The 20,788-nt window shown below is 59.9% G+C and carries 15 protein-coding genes and 3 tRNA genes; 4 read left to right on the plus strand and 14 right to left on the minus strand.

Annotated elements, in window-relative coordinates; genetic code table 11:
• Window positions 1-121: 121 nt before the first annotated feature.
• Window positions 122-799: a TetR/AcrR family transcriptional regulator gene (locus HMPREF2874_RS00340; RefSeq protein WP_070648354.1), complete on the minus strand. Its 678-nt coding sequence runs from the start codon at window positions 797-799 to the stop codon at window positions 122-124.
• A gap of 171 nt (window positions 800-970) precedes the next feature.
• On the opposite strand from HMPREF2874_RS00340, the gene cls reads away from it, so the two are divergent.
• A complete protein-coding gene (gene cls / locus HMPREF2874_RS00345) occupies window positions 971-2,449 on the plus strand; it encodes a cardiolipin synthase (RefSeq protein WP_070648356.1) in 1,479 nt (492 codons plus the stop codon).
• Window positions 2,450-2,548: 99 nt separating this feature from the next.
• Here the strand turns inward: cls and HMPREF2874_RS00350 are convergent, their stop codons facing one another.
• Window positions 2,549-3,646 (minus strand): YdcF family protein, encoded by a 1,098-nt coding sequence (locus HMPREF2874_RS00350; protein WP_246823727.1) that lies wholly within the window; start codon window positions 3,644-3,646, stop codon window positions 2,549-2,551.
• 206 nt (window positions 3,647-3,852) lie between these two features.
• Entirely contained in the window at window positions 3,853-5,049 is a 1,197-nt protein-coding gene (locus tag HMPREF2874_RS00355; protein ID WP_070648577.1) for an RNase H family protein, read from the minus strand.
• Between the two features lie 255 nt (window positions 5,050-5,304).
• Here HMPREF2874_RS00355 and HMPREF2874_RS00360 point away from each other — a divergent pair, with 255 nt between their 5' ends.
• The gene (locus HMPREF2874_RS00360) at window positions 5,305-5,583 is read left to right on the plus strand and encodes a putative quinol monooxygenase (protein WP_049342736.1); all 279 of its coding nucleotides are present in this window, start codon (window positions 5,305-5,307) and stop codon (window positions 5,581-5,583) included.
• 87 nt (window positions 5,584-5,670) lie between these two features.
• On the opposite strand, the gene HMPREF2874_RS00365 is transcribed toward HMPREF2874_RS00360, so the two are convergent.
• On the minus strand, window positions 5,671-6,705 hold the full coding sequence (locus HMPREF2874_RS00365) for a 2-oxoglutarate dehydrogenase (RefSeq protein ID WP_070648358.1): 1,035 nt from the start codon (window positions 6,703-6,705) through the stop codon (window positions 5,671-5,673).
• Between the two features lie 253 nt (window positions 6,706-6,958).
• Entirely contained in the window at window positions 6,959-8,803 is a 1,845-nt protein-coding gene (gene ilvD / locus HMPREF2874_RS00370) for a dihydroxy-acid dehydratase (RefSeq protein ID WP_070648361.1), read from the minus strand.
• A 402-nt stretch (window positions 8,804-9,205) separates the two neighbouring features.
• Between ilvD and HMPREF2874_RS00375 the strand changes: the two genes are divergently transcribed.
• The gene (locus HMPREF2874_RS00375) at window positions 9,206-11,020 is read left to right on the plus strand and encodes an alpha,alpha-phosphotrehalase (RefSeq protein ID WP_070648363.1); all 1,815 of its coding nucleotides are present in this window, start codon (window positions 9,206-9,208) and stop codon (window positions 11,018-11,020) included.
• Between the two features lie 144 nt (window positions 11,021-11,164).
• Here the strand turns inward: HMPREF2874_RS00375 and HMPREF2874_RS00380 are convergent, their stop codons facing one another.
• The 9 genes from HMPREF2874_RS00380 to HMPREF2874_RS00420 form a co-directional block, all read right to left on the minus strand.
• Window positions 11,165-12,130 (minus strand): ABC transporter substrate-binding protein, encoded by a 966-nt coding sequence (locus HMPREF2874_RS00380; RefSeq protein ID WP_070648579.1) that lies wholly within the window; start codon window positions 12,128-12,130, stop codon window positions 11,165-11,167.
• A gap of 5 nt (window positions 12,131-12,135) precedes the next feature.
• Window positions 12,136-12,834: an ABC transporter permease gene (locus HMPREF2874_RS00385; RefSeq protein WP_070648365.1), complete on the minus strand. Its 699-nt coding sequence runs from the start codon at window positions 12,832-12,834 to the stop codon at window positions 12,136-12,138.
• Between the two features lie 3 nt (window positions 12,835-12,837).
• The gene (locus HMPREF2874_RS00390) at window positions 12,838-13,587 is read right to left on the minus strand and encodes an ABC transporter permease (RefSeq protein WP_070648367.1); all 750 of its coding nucleotides are present in this window, start codon (window positions 13,585-13,587) and stop codon (window positions 12,838-12,840) included.
• Window positions 13,584-14,534 carry an ABC transporter ATP-binding protein gene (locus HMPREF2874_RS00395; RefSeq protein ID WP_070648369.1) on the minus strand — a complete coding sequence of 317 codons (951 nt, stop codon included), beginning with the start codon at window positions 14,532-14,534 and terminating at the stop codon, window positions 13,584-13,586. Before HMPREF2874_RS00395 ends, HMPREF2874_RS00390 begins: the two co-directional genes overlap by 4 nt.
• Before the next feature lie 258 nt (window positions 14,535-14,792).
• Window positions 14,793-14,865: transfer RNA gene (locus HMPREF2874_RS00400), tRNA-Phe, on the minus strand.
• 73 nt (window positions 14,866-14,938) lie between these two features.
• Window positions 14,939-15,012: transfer RNA gene (locus tag HMPREF2874_RS00405), tRNA-Asp, on the minus strand.
• A gap of 69 nt (window positions 15,013-15,081) precedes the next feature.
• A tRNA-Glu gene (locus HMPREF2874_RS00410) sits at window positions 15,082-15,154 on the minus strand.
• A gap of 1,488 nt (window positions 15,155-16,642) precedes the next feature.
• Window positions 16,643-18,046 carry an FAD-dependent oxidoreductase gene (locus tag HMPREF2874_RS00415; RefSeq protein WP_070648371.1) on the minus strand — a complete coding sequence of 468 codons (1,404 nt, stop codon included), beginning with the start codon at window positions 18,044-18,046 and terminating at the stop codon, window positions 16,643-16,645.
• Window positions 18,047-18,324: 278 nt separating this feature from the next.
• On the minus strand, window positions 18,325-18,714 hold the full coding sequence (locus HMPREF2874_RS00420; RefSeq protein ID WP_049343598.1) for a DUF2218 domain-containing protein: 390 nt from the start codon (window positions 18,712-18,714) through the stop codon (window positions 18,325-18,327).
• A 390-nt stretch (window positions 18,715-19,104) separates the two neighbouring features.
• Here HMPREF2874_RS00420 and HMPREF2874_RS00425 point away from each other — a divergent pair, with 390 nt between their 5' ends.
• Entirely contained in the window at window positions 19,105-20,571 is a 1,467-nt protein-coding gene (locus HMPREF2874_RS00425) for an NCS2 family permease (RefSeq protein ID WP_070648373.1), read from the plus strand.
• Window positions 20,572-20,788 lie beyond the last annotated feature (217 nt).

The raw sequence follows: 20,788 nt of genomic DNA on the forward strand, positions 1-20,788 counted from the left end.
CCTTAGTTACGTTCAATATATGTCTGTTGCGGGTGCCCGCCGGGATTCACGTTCTGGTTCTAGCAGGCGGGTTTCTGTAGCCCGTGTATAGCAGTGTATAGCTCAGGGTGGTGAACCGCCGCTAGATTGCAGGCCTACTCTGCTCAAAAAGCAGGAACTGGTAGGTTTTCACCGTCTGTCGAATACCGCGGTTAATTTCTTCCTCATCCTCCAGATGGCGAGCAAACTCCAGCTGACGCAACACCGCCGAGGCCAGCTGCACCTTGGCGCGGGCACGCTCCTGCAGGTGGTCGGTCAGCGGGTCCGACGGGGATCGACGCGGGAAGGGGCCGCGGCGGCCGGCAGCGTCAAAGGCAACCCAGTCAATCGTGTTCAGATACTCGGTGAGCACCTGCTCGCACCGCATGTGGTGCATCTTGAAGCGCTTGGCCGAGTCGGGGAATTCACGACAGTGGGTCTGGAAATCGTTGCTCTTGACCTTGATGTAGTAGAAGCTATGGAAAATAATCTGCCACAGCAAGTGGGTGACACGAATAATCGTGTTTTCGTCCTCGTGGAGACGATCGGTTTCAAGGATTTCCTCGCTGACGACCGGTTCGCGCAGGCCCAGGACGGCGTCTTCTTTGGAGGGGAAGTAGTTGAAGAAGGTACGGGGCGAGACCCCGGCCTCACGGGCAATTTCCTCAACGGTGGTTCCGCGCATCCCGTGTTCGCGGACGCGCTTGAGGGCCGCTTCGTGGAGGGCGCGCCAGGTCTGTTCGCGTCGTCGTTCTCGAAGGCTCAATTCCTTTTTCTGCATGAGTGCAATTATTTCATCCCTGCACGGGATGCTCAAGTGAATATTTGCGCTATTGCAATTAGCCGTTCTGTGTCTTTCATCTCCCCCCTGCAAACGGCACCCCCGACCCGAATCGTGAGGCGCTACCGCACTCCCCCCACAAGAGTTCACCGGCCACGGCATAATAGACGGGTGAACCTATTTGCCCCCGCATACCTCGACTTCCTGCCCGATTGGCTGCGCCTCACCCTCGGTATTCTCGATATCCTGATTCGACTTATCGCTCTCTTCTGGCTGCCCTACAATCGCAAGCCCGTGGTCGCCCTCGGTTGGCTCATGGCCATCTTCTTCATCCCCTACGCGGGATTCTTCGTCTTCCTCGTCTTCGGTTCCTCACGCCTGCCCGCGTACCGACGCGCCCGGCAGCACGCCATGAACGATATGATTCGCGAAGCCACCGAAAACAAGCCGGCCCTCACCCGCACCGACGACCTCTCCGACCCCGCCAAGGTAGCCAGCCAGCTCAACTACACCCTCGGTTCTCTCCCCCTCGTCGGCGGTAACCAGTTCACCCTCCACACCGACAACCACCAGGCCATGGTTGAAATGTCCAAGGCCGTGGACCGGGCCACCGAATACGTGCACTTCGAGTTCTACATCGCCGCCTACGACGAATCCAGCGCCGTGCTCTGGGATTCCCTTTTTGCGGCCCATCGCCGCGGAGTGCAGGTACGCGTGCTGATCGACCACATCGGCTCGCGCAAGTACCCCTCCTACAAGCACCTTCTGAAGATGCTCAACGAGTCCGGCATGCAGTGGAAGCTCATGCTGCCGATTAAGCCCTGGAAGCTCAAGTGGCAGCGACCCGACCTGCGTAACCACCGCAAGGTACTCGTCGTGGATGGACAGGTCGCCTTCTCCGGCTCGCAGAACGTCATCGATCGTTCCTACGACACCCCCGAAAACATCAAAAAGGGTTTGCAGTGGAAGGACCTTACGTTCTCCTGCACCGGCCCCATCGTCGAAGAGCTCAACGCCGTCTTCGTCTCCGATTGGTACTCCGAGACGAACCAGCTGCTGCTCGCCGAAATTAACACGGATATCCCCTATGCGGGTGATGGGATGCGCGCCCAGGTTGTGCCCTCCGGCCCCGGTTTCGAGACGGAAAACAACCTGCGCCTCATCAACTACATGATCTACAACGCCGAGCGGCGTATCACCATCTGCTCGCCCTACTTCGTGCCCGAGGAAACCCTGCTTCAGGCGCTCACCAACGCCGCCTACTCAGGCATCGAAACCACCGTGATTGTGTGTGAAAAGGGCGATCAGTTCCTGCCCAACATGGCGCAGCGTTCCTACTACGAGCAGCTACTCCAGGCGGGTGTGCGCATCCTGCAGTACCCCAGCCCGACCGTGCTGCACTCCAAGTTCATGTTCGTGGACGACGACCTGGCGTTCATCGGCTCCTCGAATATGGACCCGCGCTCCTTCTCGCTCAACATGGAGGTTTCCACCTTTATTACCGACCGCGCCATGGTCACCATGCTTGAGGAGGTCACGGCCGATTACGAAAGCAAGTGCACTGAGCTGCTGTACACCCAGTGGGCTGAGCGTCCGCGCCGCATCAAGGTGATTGAGAACCTCTGCCGATTGTGGTCATCGCTCCTCTAAATAAAACTGCCCACCCGGATAACCCCGGGTGGGCAGTTTTATTGTATGAGGCGCTATCGCAGGATGCACCTGGCTACAAGCTAAAGCCGCCGCTGGAGGCTAGATCGGCTCGCCCGGGCCCACCAAACCTGCGGAGTGCATCCACCACACGAAGAGCACCACTGCAATGTAGAGGACCGTGCACAGGCTCAAGGTAATGATGTGACGGCGGCGCGTCATGCTCAAATAGCCGATGAACTCGCGAATAAACGCGTTCACCGCAAAATACACCTTCGTACGAGCCCCCGCACCCCAGCATTTCAGGCCCAGCGAACGCGCCAGCAGCAACGCACGGAACAGGTGGTAGCTGGTTGTTGCCACAGCAACTTTCGGGGTTTTGCCCTCGGCAACCTCCGGCATCAGAGCGTAAGAGAAGAGCAGATTCTCGCGGGTATTCACCGCGCGGTCCTCCACAATAATGTCCGTCTCGGGAATACCACGGGATACAGCGTAGCGAGTCATCGCCACACCCTCGGGTACATCCTCATCCGGGCCCTGACCGCCAGACATAATCAGCTTCGAGCCGGGGTTCTTACGGTAAATTTCAATGCCGCGATCGATACGACCCGCCAGCAGCGGAGTCACCTGATCCCCCATGAGACCCGAGCCGAGCACCACCACATAGTCAGCCTGCTGACGGAAATTCACCAGGTTCAACACTGCCGACACAGTAAAGCCCACCGCGTAGATGGTGAAATAGGTCAGCACCAGCGAAAAATAGAAATAAATTGTTCCCCACACACCGCCCAACGGAGTGTTCTCCGCCGGACCGGGAGCAAAGAACGGGCCCACAATAAGGGCAATACCGGCAGCCAATGCCAAAGAATTAGTGAGCGAAAAACCCTCACGAACAATAAGACGCACACCGCTATAAAGGAAAAGACCGGTCAAACCCAAAGGCGTAAAAATCGAAAGGATCGCCGGAACGATAACAATGAGGAACGCCAACATCAGCAAAATCTGGTTCTCTGCCACAATCGCCGTTACGCCCAGGCTCGTACCCAGCAACCCCACGGTCGCAATCAGCAACCAGCCGACAAACACGCTACGGCGTTCCCGCAGGTAGAGGCAGATAAAGAGCACCAGCGAAAACACCGTCAGCGCATACAGCACCACCAGCGGAATAGATAGAGAAGAGTCGGGAAGCTGAAAAGGCATAAAGGGTCCCAAAAAATAAGTGAAGTGCGTGCCCGCTAAAAATCGGGAGATTCAGAAATTCTTCCCCCAATTCTATGCCTGCCTGCACCCACCCCATTCGGAAGCGCTGGGCAGAAAAAGGGTAAAAGAAACACGCGAGGCCTCCACTCGACGCATAGATTCTATACGGTGGACGCATCGCGCGTTCATTTCTACCCAATTCTATTCTAACGCCACAAACGGTTTCCCGCGTGAATTGAAGAGGGTTTAATCTGCACCCAGTCGGGAGCCATCAGGCGAACCGCCTTCGCGCACCCCGCCAGAGCGGTAATAATCGACTCACAGCGCTGGTTAAATTCGCTTTGATGCCGTTTATCAACAATTTGTCCGGGAAAGTGCCGGTGCATCTTCGACACGGAGTCGCTGCTCTCCTGCAGGCCGTGACCGGTATGGCCCGGAACGTGCTTAACCAGCACGCGCTTCTCGCGGATTGCCTCGGTGAGGGAGCGCATCTGGGCGACCACGCGTTCATCCTGCACACCCTCGGAGGCCCAGGTCTCGAAGGTCCAGCGGCTGTGCGCCAGGCGCAACACGAAGGTGATGGCGCCCAAGGAATCGGTATTGATAATCAGGCGGCGCGAACCGCTGTGAAACACGGTATATGCGGCCAGCACGGCCGACAGCTCTCCGGTCATGATATTCACGCCGTCATAGTGAGAGTGAAAGTAAAAGCCGTCCTCGCTCACTCCGGCGATGCCCATGCGGCCACCGCGCTGGTACTTCTTGTTGTGCGTGGAACGAAACGAGCAGTCCGTAAAGACACTGTAATCCTCCAGCTGTTCAAGCGGGCGGGGGGCAAGAGCGTCGTGCACCATGGCGTCCACGGTCTCGCGCGTACGGGTGACCTCGGCCTGCATCCGCTCGTAGGCGGGGGTGCCGGCCAGCTTCACGTGCACCTCACCCAGGGAGTGATTATCGTAGGGGTCCAGCACCTTCTCGAAAGCGCGGTACTCCATAATCGTCTTCAGGTGGTCGCAATCCCGGAACAGGTGCTTTAGGTGCTTACGGTCGGCCGCAATCGTCACCAGGTTGCGACGGTACTGCTCCGGGATGTGATCCCAGGCGGCCAACACGGCTCGGCCCAGCAGACGGGGATGCACCTCATCGCAGGACTCCATGAGCGAATGAGTGTGCTGAAAGAGCAGGGGCTCCTCATTAATGACGGCGCGGGTGCCGTCCTGCTTCGAAATAAAAACCACCGTCGACAGCGCCGAGTAGCAAAAACCCTGCGCCTGGCGGTGTTCCTGAGCTACCGCAATGACGGCAACCCCCTGATCGGTGTATCCGGCCGGGTAGGAAGCACTATAGTCGGGCGCTTCCCAGGTCAGGGCGCATCGTTTGATATGAGCCGGTGAAAATACCAACGCGGTCACCTCCCGTGACTACCATTCCGCTTCTCCTTTCATGCGTGCGGATTGACTTACCTTTCTTTTATAGGTCGAAGCTGGAGGAGTCGCAAACATTTGTGAGATTTTTTTCCAGTCAGCGAAGGGCCGGCAAACATCCCCTCCCGCCGGTGTGGACATCCGTCGTGCCTGAACCACGCCGCCGCCCCAAAGGTGTACCGTAAGAGAGTCATCAACGATGCGGCACCAGCCGCCCCACCCAAAGGAGAAACCATGATTGGTGTCTACGCAGGACTGTCCGTCAAGCCCGAGCACGTCGAGGAGTTCCTCAAGACCATTGAGCCGCTCGTGACCGCCAGCCGCAAGGACGAGGGCAACGTCAGCTACGACTTCGGCGCCGTCTCCGAAACCGAGTTCGCCTTCATCGAGCGTTGGGAGTCCCAGGCTCTACTGGATGTGCACATGGCCACCGAGCATTTCACCCAGGCCGTCGCCGCATGGGAGCCGCTGCTCGCCTCCGAGCTGGACGTGCGTATCGTCAACTTCCGCTAAGCAACATCTAAACATACGGTGCCCGGCACCCCTTCCGCTGAGGGGTGCCGGGCACCGTGTGTTAAGTCCCGAAGGCGAGCGCACCCGCTAGTGACGCTCCAGGCCGACCTCAACCGAGTCGAGGGTGAAACCGTTGCCCTCGCTCACGCAGTGCACCTTACCGGTATTCACCGACTTGCAGGTGTACCCGTACGCGGTCACCACCTGACCGGTAGACAGGGCAACAATACCCTCAGTATTCACCGGCTCCGGGGTGGCGGTCTGACCGACCAGGCTCACCTCGGGCGCCTGGCCCTGCACCATGTGCACGCGCTGCTGCGCCTTACCGGATGCGGCATCCCATCCCTGCAGGGTCACGCCCACCAGCGCCTGGCAGTCCACACCCGACGGGGTCACCGAACACGCGACCTTAGAGTCCGGGCTGGTGAAACGCAGCGCCTCAACAGTCTTCGCAGAATCACCCTGACCGAAGGTGCCGCCACCGTACGCCTCGGCGAAGGTCAGCGTACCCGACAGCATGCGGGTCTGTGCCGGAATCAGCGCCAGGCGCGGCTTCTCAACGCTACCACCCTGCGTGAAGCAGGCACCCGTAATGTAGTCGCGGCCCTGCACCTTCGTAGCGCACTGGTACCACTCAACACTCGCCGCGCCGTCCTGGTTCTTGCGGTTATTGAAGAGGCGCACCGCCTCCTGAGCCTTCGCGCAATCCGAACCGTCATACACGTAAATACCGGCGGAACCACCCAGCAGACTCGTCACGCCACAGCGAGTACCAGGATCGATAGTGCTCACGGAGCCGCTCGCCGTGGCGTATGCCGCCTCGTACTCGGCGTTGGTGCTCGGCTCATTCGTGGGGGTCGCCACCGAATCGTAGGTTGCAGGGGAATCCAAGCCGGCAGCAATCTGCACGGTATTCGGTTTCCAGGAGCCATCCGCCGCGGTGAACAGGGTCTTCGCATCAACGGACGCCGAGGAAGTCGCGACCTTCATCGGGGCGGTTTCAGAATCATCAGCCTGAGGCTGGGCAGAGCAAGAACTCAAAGCGAGCGCACCGATGCAGGCAAGAGCCGCCAGGGCACGGCAAGTAAAGGCACGCTGTGCGCGTGCGGGCAGGGTAATCATGAATACGTCCTCGTGAGGGTTGCGAATTGCATTGTGTTGAGTGGTTGTGCTGAGTCGGTGAATCGGGTACCTAAATACCTTCTTACACCCTACTGCACCGCAACTGACAAGGCAATACGCCGCACCGGGTATCCCCCACGACGGTAGACAAAGACGCGAACAAAGAGCAGCGCCCCGCCCGCAGAAAAACCGCGGAACGGGGCGCCAGCCCATCAGGGCAAGATATTAAATTCTCACAGGATACGTGAGGGGCTTATGCGTCCTCGGGCAGGATGCGTACGCCGCCCTTATCAGCCGAAGCAGCCAACATACCGTACACCTTCAGGGCGTTCGATACCTGACGCTCACGCGGCTTGGTCGGACGCCACGGTGCGGTACCCTTCGCCTCGCGGCGAGCAGCCAGCTCCTCATCCGAAACGTTCACACGCAGGATGCGGTTGTTCACGTCAATCTCAATCTCGTCGCCGGTCTGCACCAGGCCGATTGCGCCGCCAGCAGCCGCCTCCGGGGAGACGTGACCAATCGAAATACCGGAGGTACCACCCGAGAAACGACCGTCAGTAATCAGTGCGCACTTCTTACCGAGGCCCAGACCCTTCAGGTAAGAGGTCGGGTACAGCATCTCCTGCATGCCGGGGCCACCCTTCGGGCCCTCGTACTGGATGACGACAACGTCGCCTTCCTTCACGTTCTTCGACAGGATCTCGTACACAGCCTCGTCCTGCGACTCAACCACGAAAGCGCGACCCTTGAAGTGGAACAGCTCCTCATCAATACCAGCGGACTTGATGATTGCGCCGTCCTGGGCGATGTTGCCGTACAGGACCGCCAGGCCGCCGTCCTTGGTGTACGCGTGCTCCACGGCGCGGATGCAACCGTTCTCGGAGTCAGTCTCGTGGGACTCGTACTTGTTCGCGGTCGAGAACGCATGGGTGGTGCGCACGCCACCGGGGGCTGCCAGGAAGAGGTCCTTGGCCTTTTCGCTGGCCTTGCCGCCGCGGATATCCCATTCGTCCAGCCACTCGTCCAGCGAATCAGCGTGAACAGAATGAACGTTCTTGTGCAGCAGGCCGGCACGGTTCAGCTCACCCAGCAGGGCGGGGATACCACCGGCACGGTGCACGTGCTCAATGTGGTACTTAGTGGAGTTCGGGGCAATCTTCGCCAGGCAGGGAACCTGACGCGAAATACGGTCAATGTCATCCAGAGTGAAGTCGGCACCCGCCTCGTGAGCGATCGCCAGGGTGTGCAGCACGGTGTTGGTCGAACCGCCCATCGCCACGTCCAGCGCCATAGCGTTCTCGAATGCCTCCTTGGTGGCAATCGAACGGGGCAGAACCGACTCGTCATCCTGCTCGTAGTAGCGCTTAGCCAGCTCCACGATGCGGCGGCCAGCGTCCAGGAACAGCTCCTTACGAGCCACCTGGGTAGCCAGAGTGGTGCCGTTACCGGGCAGCGCCAGGCCAATCGCCTCGTTCAGGCAGTTCATGGAGTTCGCGGTGAACATACCCGCGCAGGAACCACAGGTCGGGCAGGCATTCTTCTCAACCTGAGCGAGCGCCTCATCGCTGACGCTGTCGTTAACAGCCATCACCATGGCGTCAATCAGGTCGAGGCGGTGCTCAACAACGCCCTCAATACCCTCGCCGGACTCCATCGGGCCGCCGGACACAAAGATAGTGGGGATGTTCAGGCGCATTGCCGCCAGAAGCATACCGGGGGTGATCTTGTCACAGTTAGAGATGCAGACCAACGCGTCGGCACGGTGCGCGTTAACCATGTACTCGACCGAGTCAGCAATCAGGTCGCGGGAAGGCAGCGAGTAGAGCATCCCGTCGTGGCCCATCGCGATACCGTCATCAACGGCGATGGTGTTGAATTCCTTGGCGACGCCGCCAGCCTCACGGATAGCGCCGGCGACCAGTTCACCCATGTTCTTCAGGTGCACGTGACCGGGCACGAACTGGGTGAAAGAGTTCGCGATAGCAATAATGGGCTTACCGAAATCGTCATCGCCCATGCCGGTGGCACGCCACAGGGCGCGGGCACCAGCCATGTTACGGCCGTGAGTTGAAGTACGTGAACGCAGTTCTGGCATTGTTTTACCTTCCGTAGTGATGCAAGTACTGATTTTACGCGCGGCGTCCAACGCTCTTCAGCTCAGGGTCACTTTGGTTTCATGCATCGAAACGCGCACGAGCCTGCAACCGCCTATCGGTGGGAGGGCTGAGGCCACGGAGTTGTGCCGGATCTGCGGCAGAATTGCCCCCTTTGGGGTAGATGGGGGGCATCACCCCATTATGCCCCCTAATCTGGAATGACCCCAGGTTGCGGGCGGCGATATTCAAGCGGCGAACGCACCGGGAGGCGGCAGGCGTCTGTGTCTGCCGCGGACGAACCTCGCTGCGCATATGTAGCACCGACGCGGTTCGTTGCCAACACGCTGATTTATACACGCTTTTATACACGCTGAACCCTGCATATATTTCAGAAGGTTTCCATGACACAGGCACCCACCGCATCGCTCACCCTCACCCCGGCAGGCGGCAAGGACTTCGCGTCCTCCGTCATCTACCAGGTGTACCCCAAGTCCTTCTACTCCTCCGCCGGTGGCGCCTACGGCGACCTGCGCGGCGTCATCGAGAAGGTGCCCTACATTGCTTCCTTGGGCGTGGACATGGTGTGGTTCAACCCGTTCTTCGCCTCCCCGCAGAACGACAACGGCTACGACATCTCCGACTACTACGCCATTAACCCCGACCTGGGCACCATGGAGGATGTCGAAGAGATGATCGCCGCCCTCGCCGAGCACGGTGTGGGCGTCATGTTCGACATGGTGCTCAACCATGTTTCGACCGAGCACGAATGGTTCCAGCGTGCGCTCGCCAACGAGCGCGAGTACTGGGATTACTTCTACATTCGCCCCGGCAAATACACCGAGGACGGTCAGCTGCGTGAACCGACCAACTGGGAGTCGAAGTTCGGCGGCCCCTGCTGGTCCCGTTTCGGCGAGTACACGGATGAGCACGGCACTCCTCTGTTCTACATGCACCTATACGACCGCACCCAAGCGGACGTGAACTGGTACAACCCGGTTGTGCGCGACGAGCTGTTTAAGGTCGTGAACTTCTGGTACGAGAAGGGCGTGCGCGGTTTCCGTTTCGACGTCATTAACGTCATCGGCAAGGGCGAGGAGCTGCTCGACGCCCCCGAAGGCACCGTGGACAAGGCACAATACACCGACACCCCGATTGTGCACACTCGTATTCAACAGCTGAACCGCGCCTCCTTCGGTCAGCACGACGACACCGTGACCGTGGGCGAGATGTCCTCGACCAGCATCGAAAACTGCGTGGGCTACTCCAACCCGGCAAACCACGAGCTGGACATGGTGTTCAGCTTCCACCACCTGAAGGTGGACTATGAGAACGGCGAGAAGTGGTCGAAGGTGCCGTTCCGTTTTGCCGAGTTGAAGCAGATTCTGAACGATTGGGCACTGGGTATGCAGGCCGGCGGCGGCTGGAACGCGCTGTTCTGGAATAACCACGATCAGCCGCGCGCGCTGAACCGTTTTGGTGACGTTGAGCGTTACCGTGCCGAGTCGGCAACCATGCTGGCGACCGTGATTCACCTGCTGCGCGGCACCCCGTACGTGTACCAGGGCGAGGAAATCGGCATGATTGACCCGGTCTACTCCTCGATCGAGCAGTACGTGGATGTGGAGGCGCACAACGCCTACGCGATGCTGCGTGAGCGCGGCCTGAACGAGCAGCAGGCCCTGGAGATTGTGGCGTCGAAGGCTCGCGATAATTCGCGTGTGCCGATGCAGTGGACCGCGGATCCTGCGACTGCCGGTTTTGGTTCCACGTCGCCGTGGCTGGCTCCCGCCCCGGTGCGTGATGCGGCAACCGGTGCCGGTATTTCGGTGGAGGATGAGGAACGTGACGGCGTGATTCTGCCCTGCTACCGCAACCTGATTGCCCTGCGTAAGCAGTACCCGGTCATCTCTGCGGGTTCGTACGCGCCCTACGCGTTGGATCACGAGCGGGTGTTTGCGTACCTGCGTGAGCTTCCCGCTGAAGCTGAGAAGGATAGCCCGGCGCAGCGCCTGCTGGTATTGACGAACTTCTACGGTGAGCCGACCGAGGTTGAGGTTCCGGCTGAGTTTGTTCGTTCCGGTCGCGTGCTGGTGTGTAATTACAAGAATTCTGCGGTCGATTCCGCTGCGGCGGATTCTGCTGTATTTGATTCGGCTGAGATGGTGACGCTGAGCCTGCGCCCCTACGAGGCGCTTGCGTTGCTGGTTGAGGGCTAAAAGCGGTTCCGCGCCTCTCCCCTAGCCTGTGGGGCGGGATGATATAAACTGACCTGGCAATATTCTATTTCTAGAATATTCCCAGGTCGGTTTTATATATACCCATTCCTGTAGAGGAATTTATACGGAATATCAGGCGGAGTCTTAAAAGCCGTGCTCGTTCAGCCAGGTAGCCGCCGCCTGCGCGGGCTCCTGCTTGGAGGTGCCCGAAACACGGTCATTGAGAGTGCGCAAATCGGCGGTGGTGAGCTTCGCCGAGACACGATTCAGGACCTCCGCCGCGGAGTCGGGAACTCGCGACGTATTGATAATGGGCAGCACCTGCTGAGCCAGAATCATATTCTTCGGATCCTCCAGCACCACCAGCTGATTCTGCTCAATCGCGGGGGTGGTCGAGTAGAGGTCAACCACCTGCACGGTGTCATCCAGCAGAGCCTTGACGGTCAGCGCGCCACCGCCATCCGAGAGGGGTACAAACTCAGCGGGGATACATCCATATTTTTCTTTCAGACCCGGGATGCCGTAGGCGCGCTCAGCAAACTCCGGGGCGGCGCCGAGCTTCAGATTCGTGCAGCGGGAGGCAAGATCTTCAATGCTACGCAGGCCGTACTTTTGGGCGGTCTGCGCAGTGACCACGAGGGAGTCCTTATCCTCCGCCTCGGAGGCGTTCAGGGCGCGGATTTCAGCCCCGGAGCCACCCGTGGTGAGGGTGCCGAGGGCGGCGGGTAGCGCCCGCAGAATCTCCTGCGCAGTGTTAGCTGTAGCCTTCGGATCCAGGTAAAGCAGCAGGTTGCCGGAGTAGTCCGGGATAACGTCCACCGCACCGGAGGCGAGTGCTCCCAGGTACGCCTCACGGGCGCCGATGCTTAGCTGGGTGCGGGCGTTGAATCCCGCCCGGGCGAGGGCTCCGGCGTAGATTTCAGCAAGAATCTGGGATTCGGCGAAGGCGGCTGAGCCGACGATGATTCCTTCGTGTTCGCCGCTGAAGACTTTGTCGCCGCTGAGCCCGCAGGCGCTGAGAATACCCGCCATGCCGAGTGCACCGGCGGCGGTGAGAGCAGTGCGACGAGATACGGTACGGCGCGAGAAGGTTTGAGGCGTCTGATTCATCGGGTTCATGCCTTCTTCCGGTTGATGGTGAGCCCCGCGGGGGTGAGCACACGCTGCGCAAGGCCCATGAGCGCATCCACGGCGAAGGCGAGAAGCGCTACGAGCAGGGTTGCGACGAGCATGCGCGGGTAATCGCGCACGGCGAGCCCATCGAAAAGGTACCTGCCGAGGGTTCCGCCGCTCAGGTAGGCGACGATGGTCGCGGTTGCGATGACCTGTACGAGGGCGGAGCGGAGCCCGCCGAGCATCATGTTGGCGGCGAGCGGGATTTCGAGGCGGGTCAGGATCTGCCATTCGGTGAGGCCTTGGGCGCGGGCCGCGTCCACGAGGTCTTCCGGTACGGCGGCGAGGCCTTCAAGAACTCCGGCGAGCAGGGGTGCCGCCGCAATAATAATGAGCACGATGAGGGAGGGCAGGGTCGAGACACCCAGCCAGAGCGCCAGGATGGTGAGCAGACCGAGCGCGGGTAGCGCGCGGGTGGCGGCTACGGCGCTCATGAGCAGGTTGCTACGGCCGCGGTTGGTGCCGTAACCCGGGCGGTGGTGCCCTGCCCAGAGACCGAGGGGCACGACGATGAGTGCCGCGCAGGCGGTGGCGAGGGCGGTGACGCTCAGGTGTTCGAGCAGGCGCACGAGGATTCCGCCGTTTCCCTGCCAGTTGGCGCCGTCCATGAGGTAGGCGAAGGTTCGTTCTATGACGTTCACGGGTTATGCCTTCCTTTCGGGGCTGCGGCGGTTCGCAACCGTAGCCACCCGCCAGGGCGTAAGTGCCCTCGTCAGAAGGATAAGGAGCAGATCAAGAATCAGCGCCAACAGCAGGCTGAGGATTACGCCAGCCAGGATCTCCGAAGGGATATTGCGCGCGAGGCCGTCGGTGAATAGCGTGCCGAGCGAGGGCACACCGATGAGGGCACCCACGGACACCATCGCAATATTTGCCACGGTTGCCACGCGGATTCCCGCCATAATGACGGGCGTAGCGAGGGGCAGGTAGAGCTCCATCAGCGCCTGTCGGGGCGTGTATCCGAGGGCGCGTGCAGATTCGTGCACGCTATCGGGTACGGAGTCGAAGGCATCCACACCGGAGCGCACCATGAGCGAGAAGGAGTAGACGCTCAGGGCAACGAGCACGTTCAGCGGGGAAATAATGGAGGTTCCCAGAATGAGCGGCATGAGCACGAACAGCGCGATCGAGGGGATGGTGTACAGCAGTGAGGAGAGGTGCATGAGGGTTCGCGCACCGATGCGGCGTTCGGAACCGCGGTCACGGCGACGACTCGCGTAGTAGGCGACCGGCAGCGCGACGAGAGCGCCAATCGCGACGGGCACGATGCCCTGGTAGAGGTGGCTGAGGGTCAGCTCGAGGATGCGCTGGCTGTTGGTGGCGACCCACTCCCAATGCATGTCGCTTGCAGCGAGAGGTGGTGCCGCGAGCACACTATTTTCTAGAATACTCATTCGTTTTTCTCGCCTTCTGCCGCGCTATTCTGCTCTTCTCGGGAGGCGGCAAGTCGGCGTGCACGCGCCTGGCGCACCGTCTGCTCATCCAGCAGACCGGCAACGGAGCGGCTCACGAAGGAGCGCACAAAATCATCGGCGGGGCTATACAGAATCTCTTCGGGAGTGCCGAACTGCGCGAGGCGACCGCCCTCCGCGAAGACAGCGATTGTATCGCCGAGCAGGAGCGCCTCGTCAATGTCGTGGGTGACGAACACAATCGTCTTGGCGAGGCGAGCCTGTAGGCGCAGCAGCTCTTTCTGCAGGCCGGTGCGTACCACGGGATCCACCGCGGAGAACGGCTCGTCCATCAGTAGGACGGGTGCATCGGCGGCGAGAGCACGCGCCACACCAACGCGCTGCACCTGACCGCCCGAAAGCTGGGAGGGGTAGCGCTTGGCGTACGAAGAATCCAGACCGACGACCTCAAGCAGTTCGAGGGCGCGAACCTGCGCCTCCTTGCGGGAGGCGCCGAGCAGGCGCGGCACGGTGGCAATATTCTGCGCGACGGTGCGGTGCGGCATGAGCCCACCCTGCTGCATCACGTAGCCAATGCCGCGGCGTAGCTCGTAGGGGTTCTTCTCGTGCACGTTCACGCCGTCAATGGTGATGGTGCCGCTATTGGGCTCCACCATGCGGTTAATCATGCGTAGACTAGTGGTTTTACCGCAGCCGGAGGGGCCAACGAACACGGTAATCTGCCCGGCGGGAATATGCAGGTTCAGGTTCTGCAGCACCGTGGTGGGTTCGCCGGTTCGGCTCGGGTAGTTCTTGGTGATGTTCTCGAAGCGGATTCCGCCTGCGGGGTTGCTGTCAGCGGCAGAATTTTTTGCCCAGGGAATCTGGGCTGAGCTCGGAATCTGAGGTGAGCTCTCCGGAGGCTGTGAGCTGGGATTCTGAGCGGTCATGGGTGCAGTGATCCTTTCTGCTGGCCATCGTGTATGTGTGTGCCTGTGCGCAGGAATTACCCGGTTAGGTTCCGGCGCGGAGCTATCTACAGGAGCTATCCGCAGCAGTGCGGTGGGTCCGTACTGTATAGAAGAAGGCGGCATCTCAGGGTTTTATTCCCAAGATGCCGCCTTTTCGACGGTTTTGCAATATCTGGAACCGCAAAGTTTTTTAAAAACAAAACCCGCCCCACTGTAGAAGCCTGGAGGCGGATTTCGTGGCTCCGACCGGCGTCGATCCGGTGACCTTACGATTTTCAGTCGTACGCTCTACCAACTGAGCTACAGAGCCTTGCGTATTTTGTTTTAGATACGCAATGACCGCGTCTTTCGATGATCTCTCATCTGAAATTACGCGGCCAGAGCGACCCCGACGGGACTTGAACCCGCGACCTCCGCCGTGACAGGGCGGCGCGCTAACCAACTGCGCTACGGGGCCTTGTTGGAATCAACAGGAGTAAATCCTACGTCATCTAACTTGGCTTTGCAAATCGAGGTGATTTGCAAGTACCCCCAACGGGATTTGAACCCGTGCTACCGCCGTGAAAGGGCGGCGTCCTAGGCCGCTAGACGATGGGGGCCTAGTCGATCGAACAGGTTCTTTGTTCATCCCGTCGTTCGAACCTCCACTAGTCTACGCCAGGTTCAAAAAGGTGCGCAAATCGTTTTGTTCGATTTTGGGTGTTTTCAAGGCCGAAATGCAGGTATTTATGCCCCATGACACCATCATTCTAACAGGTCAGAAAGGATTAAGCGGATATCAAAAAAATTTTAAATTTTCTTCGAAAACCCCTCTTGAGTGCACTTTTGAGGTTGCAAACCCCCTCCCCACTTCCCAAACCACCCTCAAATTGTCCCCAACGACTCTCCGCAAAGAGGTCGGCATTGTCCTTTCTCCGACATCCCGAACTAGAAACCCCGAGAAGATGCGCTCCCCTGTCGTGAACTCGCGGAGGGGCCAGCAAGAGGAACCCAGGAAAGCTAGAGAAAGGAGCCGGCGAGAGCTCGCGCAAACCCAAAATCCCCACCGTCCCGATCGTCTCGGCCCCCGCGCAATCCCGTGCCCCCGATGCCACCGAAAGACCCCCACCGATATTCCCCTATTTGCGGGGCGAACCCGGATTACTTTTATTCTTTTTGACATTTACCAAAAATGCACTTTGTGCATATTAAATAAAAATGGCGATATACCCATCATGCATATCAAATGCCCACCCAACAATGCACTGAGTGAAAATGCACTTTTGGTAGAAATTTACGTCTCTTGCCTCACAGTGTGCACCATAATGCAAATATTCACTCCAGGGAATACAATAAACCGGCTTGTCAGAGGCATATTTTTATAGCCGTGCACTTAAATTGAGATTTATGACGACACACAAATATAAAGATTTGATAAACCTCCAGCGATTGACAAGGCGAGATAATATCCGTCCCGAAATAGCCCCCTATATTGCTTGAAGCCCCCTCTTTGAGCACCGTACTATAGGAGACGTGAGATCACTTCCGGACCTCACGGGACTGCTTCCGATAAGTCCCAATGACGAAAGTCGCCGCACATTATTTACCGATAAACCGCATAGAGATCTAATGGGGGATCCAGCGTCAGCAGCAACGCCTGCCACGAATCACCGCGTGACGGGCACGGGCACCATCCCGTACGAAGCATGCAACCCTGGATCCTCCAACTGTGTCCCTAGCTCGCTGAGCGCGTCGATCATGCCGCGCCGCCAGTAGCATCCCAGGTTTGAATAAGTGTGCGCGGTCTACACACCGTAGGACCGCGTGCTTGTTTAGAGAGCTAATCTTGGTGTTTCTTTAGCTTTCTAGACCCCGTTAGAGGACGCGCCGCACGTGGAGCCACTGCATGGGTTCGCCGCGCGTTCAGGGTAGCCGGAGGGTATGTCCTCGAGTGTCTTCGGCACCTACCCCGCCCACCCCGCATTACCTCATGATGCGGGGTGGGTTTTCTTTAACCTCCCCCCGCATCCCTGCAGAGACAAAAATCGACCCCGCACCGGCTCACGGTGCGGGGTCGATTTCTACGCTCTACGTTCTAAACGCGAGGATTACTCGCCACGAGAGATGTTAATCATCTCGTCGCGGTCCACAACCTTCACGCGAGCGCGAGGCTCACCGGCAGCGTCCTTGGATGCTGCGCCCAGTGCCTTCTCGTGGTCGTCCAGGCGGTGCCAGCCTTCCCAGGTGGTGTACTTGATGCCTTTGGAATCCAGGTAGGCGCTGAAGGTTTCGGCGTCCGGCTCGGGCGCGGTGTAGAGGTTCTCGCGGTCCTCGAGCAGGTGGGTAATGGTCTCGAGTGCGTCAGACTTGGTGGAGCCGATTAGGCCCACGGGGCCGCGCTTGATCCAGCCGGTTGCGTACAGGCCGGGAACAACCTCACCATTCTCGTCCACGACGCGACCCTCAACGTTGGTGACCACACCGCGCTTGCTGTCGTAACCGACCTCGGGCAGCTCGGAACCAAAGTAGCCGATGGCGCGGTAGACGGCCTGCACGGGGTAATCCACGTACTCGCCGGTGCCGATGATGCCGCCCTTGCCGTCCAGTTTGTTGCGCTCCATGCGCAGACCCACGACCTTGCCGTCTTCGCCGAGAACCTCGTGCGGTGACTGCAGGAAGTGCAGGTGCAGGCGGCGGGATGCGGTCTGCTCGTTGTTCTTCTGGTCTTCCAGCCAACCGCGCAGGGTCTTCATCATGACCTTGGTCTGCGCGTTCTTCTCCATTGCTTCCTCGGAAGCCTCGTCGAACTGGAAGTCTTCCTCGTACAGGACGATGTCCACGTCGCGGGAGTGTGCGAGTTCTCGCAGCTCGAGCGGGGTGAACTTCATCTGTGCGGGGCCGCGGCGACCGAAGACGTGCACGTCGGTCACGGGGGAAGCCTTCAGGCCCTCGTAGACGTTGTCGGGGATTTCGGTGACGAGCAGGTCGTCAGCGTGCTTGGAGAGGATGCGGGAGACGTCCAGGGCGACGTTGCCGTTACCGAGCACCGCAACCTGCTCAGCTTCGAGCGGCCAGGTGCGGGGGTAGTCGGGGTGGCCGTCGTACCAGGAGACGAAGTCGGCTGCACCGTAGGAGCCGTCCAGGTCGATACCCTCAATGTTCAGCGCTGCGTCGTGGATGGCACCGGTCGCGAAGATAATGGCGTCGTAGTGCTCGCGCAGGTCGGCGAGGGTTAGATCCTTACCGTACTCGACGTTACCGAAGAAACGGATGTCGCCGCGGTCCAGGACCTTGTGCAGTGCGGTGATAATGCCCTTAATGCGGGGGTGATCCGGTGCCACACCGTAACGAATCAGGCCGAAGGGGGCGGGGTAGCGGTCGAAGATGTCGATGGCGACCTCAACGGCGCCGGTGCGGACCTCTTCGGACTTGGTGAGGATGTCGGCGGTGTAAATACCGGCAGGACCTGCACCGATAACGGCGACGCGCAGGGGGCGTGCTGCTTCAGACACGAATATCTTCCTTTCAAAGTTCACCGGCAAACGCCAGGTACGGCGTGAAGGCGCGGTGAGCTTAGTGTTCACTTCGTGCCTATTTTACCGGGCAGGAGCGCCCCTTTACGGGGAAAAGGGGACAAGCTCAGCAAATAGGATAATTTTCTATCACCTAATCTGGCCTCGGTGGAGAACCGCGGGACGGGTTGCGGGCGAGCCGCTCCGCACAGAAAACCGCCCCGCCCTCCGAGGTGCAGGAGGGCGGGGCAGGGTAACGAAGACTAGGGGGTCGGTTGCTAGGAGGCGGGTACCGCCTCAAAGTTCACGGTCAGTTCGTCGCGCTCACCGAAGCGGACCAGGTGGCGGTCCAGCACATCCGCCAGGTGGGCAGCCTGCTCGTCGCTTTCGGCGCGCACCTCCATGACGAGTGCGCCGTCAGTTTCGCGCAGGTCACCGTAGCCGCGGAAAATGCCGTCGCGGTTGAAGGTGAGACGGATGCCGTCGGGCAGTTCTGCGGTGCCGAGCTTGCGGCCCATGTGGGAGCCGAGCTGCTTGATGTATCGGGCGGGGCGGTCGGTTGCTACGACGGCGCGCTGGCGTACCGGCAGGGATTCTGCGGCGGGGTAGTTCTCGGCAGGCTGGTTTTCAGCGGGGACTGCAGTGTTTTCCTGCGGGGTTTCAGTCACGGTGGACTCCTTCTCATCTATGTCGGAAAAGGCTCACCACACGGAACCCTGCATCCGGCGACACGTTATTTCACTTCGAATATAACAGGTAGTTAGGGTTCACTAACCTAATAATTCGTCGATGTTCGCGCAGGGGCGAGAGATAACTACCTCTATGACGCATCCTCCCTCGACACCCTCGCAGGCACCGCGGGGAGGGCTCCGAGGGCGGTTCCAACGGCTGAAAACTACCTGAAAGTTTGCTGAACTAGCGAAGAAAATACCTTTAGCCGTAAAATATCGTGGTAACAACAGCGTCACATCCCCACTTTGCGGGACGTGACGCTTTTCTTATGCGGGCTCGGAACCCCGGTGCCCGCCCCTACTAAGAGTATCTACGGATTTTCACGAATGTCTTCTGAGAACACCGCGGCTCCCCAGAACCCCAAGGCAGAAGCCAAGGGCGCACTGGACCGTTACTTCAAGATCAGCGAACGTGGCTCCACCCTCGGCGCAGAATTCCGAGGCGGCCTCGCCACCTTCTTCGCGATGAGCTACATCGTCGTGCTGAACCCCCTCATCATCGGCCTCGGCAAGGACGTATCCGGCAACACGCTCGGCGTGCCGCAGGTCGCCGCAATGACCGCACTGGTCGCAGGTGTCATGACCATCCTCATGGGCGTCGTCGCCAAGCAGCCCTTCGCCATGGCCGCAGGCCTCGGCGTGAACGCGCTGCTGGCAACCACCATCGCCTCCACCCCCAACCTAACCTGGCCCGCCATCATGGGTCTGGTCGTCTGGGCGGGTGTGCTGATGACCATCCTCGTGCTGACCGGCTTCCGCACCGCGGTGTTCAACGCGGTCCCCGAATCGCTCAAGGTCGCAATCGTCGTCGGTATCGGTTTCTTCATCGCCTTCATCGGCCTCGTTAACGCGGGTATCATCCGCCGCATGCCCGACGCAGCAGGCACCACCGTGCCCGTCTCCTTCGGCGTGAGCGGCCACCTGCTCGGCTGGCCCACCCTGGTCTTCCTCTTCGGCCTGTTCCTCACCATTGCGCTGTTCATTCGCAACGTGAAGGGTGCAATCCTCTACGGCGTGATTGCCTCCACCGCCCTCTCCATCATCCTGGAGCAGGTCGTGCCCTCCGGCAGCGTTCAGACCTCCCCCACCGGTTGGTCCCTGAACGTCCCCGTTTGGGATTCCAGCACCAGCAAGCTGCCCGACTTCTCGCTGTTCGGTTCCGCTGACCTGTTCAGCGCCTTCGGCACCCTCGGCGGCATGGCAGCCGTTCTGCTGATCTTCACCATCCTGATTTCCGCCTTCTTCGACGCAATGGGCACCTCCGTCGGTCTCGCAACCGAGGCAGGCACCATGAAGGACGGCCAGATCGAGAACGTCGACAAGGTCCTGCTCGTGGACGCCCTCGGCTCCGTAGCCGGCGGTGGCACCTCCTCCTCCTCGAGCCAGATTTTCGTGGAGTCCGCAACCGGTATCGGCGCGGGCGCACGCACCGGCTTCGCAAACATCGTCACCGGCGTGCTGTTCCTCGTCGCGATCTTCCTGACCCCCCTGGTCACCATCGTGCCCTTCGAAGCTGTTGCACCCGCAATGGTGTTCGTCGGCTTCCTGATGATTCGCCAGGCAGTGAACATCGAGTGGACCGACTGGGGCCTGGGTATCCCCGCGTTCATGACCATCATCTTCATGCCTCTGTCCTACTCCATCGCGGACGGTATCGGCGCAGGCTTCCTGTCCTACGTCTTCATCCGCCTGGTGCAGGGCCGCGGCAAGGAAGTTCACTGGCTCATGTACGTGGTTTCCGCAGTGTTCCTCATCTTCTTCGCTAACGGCCTGATTACCGGCTGGATGCACTAAACACATCGGATGCCCGCCTCCGCACATGGAGGCGGGCACCATCAGGGCGGGGTATCGGCACCTTTAGGTTGCCGGTACCCCGCCCTGCGCTATTCTCCCCTCTGCCCCGGTTGCCGATTCTGGCTATTTAGCAGGGGTCGGGAAACACCACATCACCGGCTGAACCGCCGCGCACAACGCGTTTCCCCGGCACGAGCCGCTCGGCGACGCCTACAAT

Source organism: Rothia sp. HMSC068F09 (assembly GCF_001812775.1).
Lineage (GTDB): Bacteria > Actinomycetota > Actinomycetes > Actinomycetales > Micrococcaceae > Rothia > Rothia mucilaginosa_A.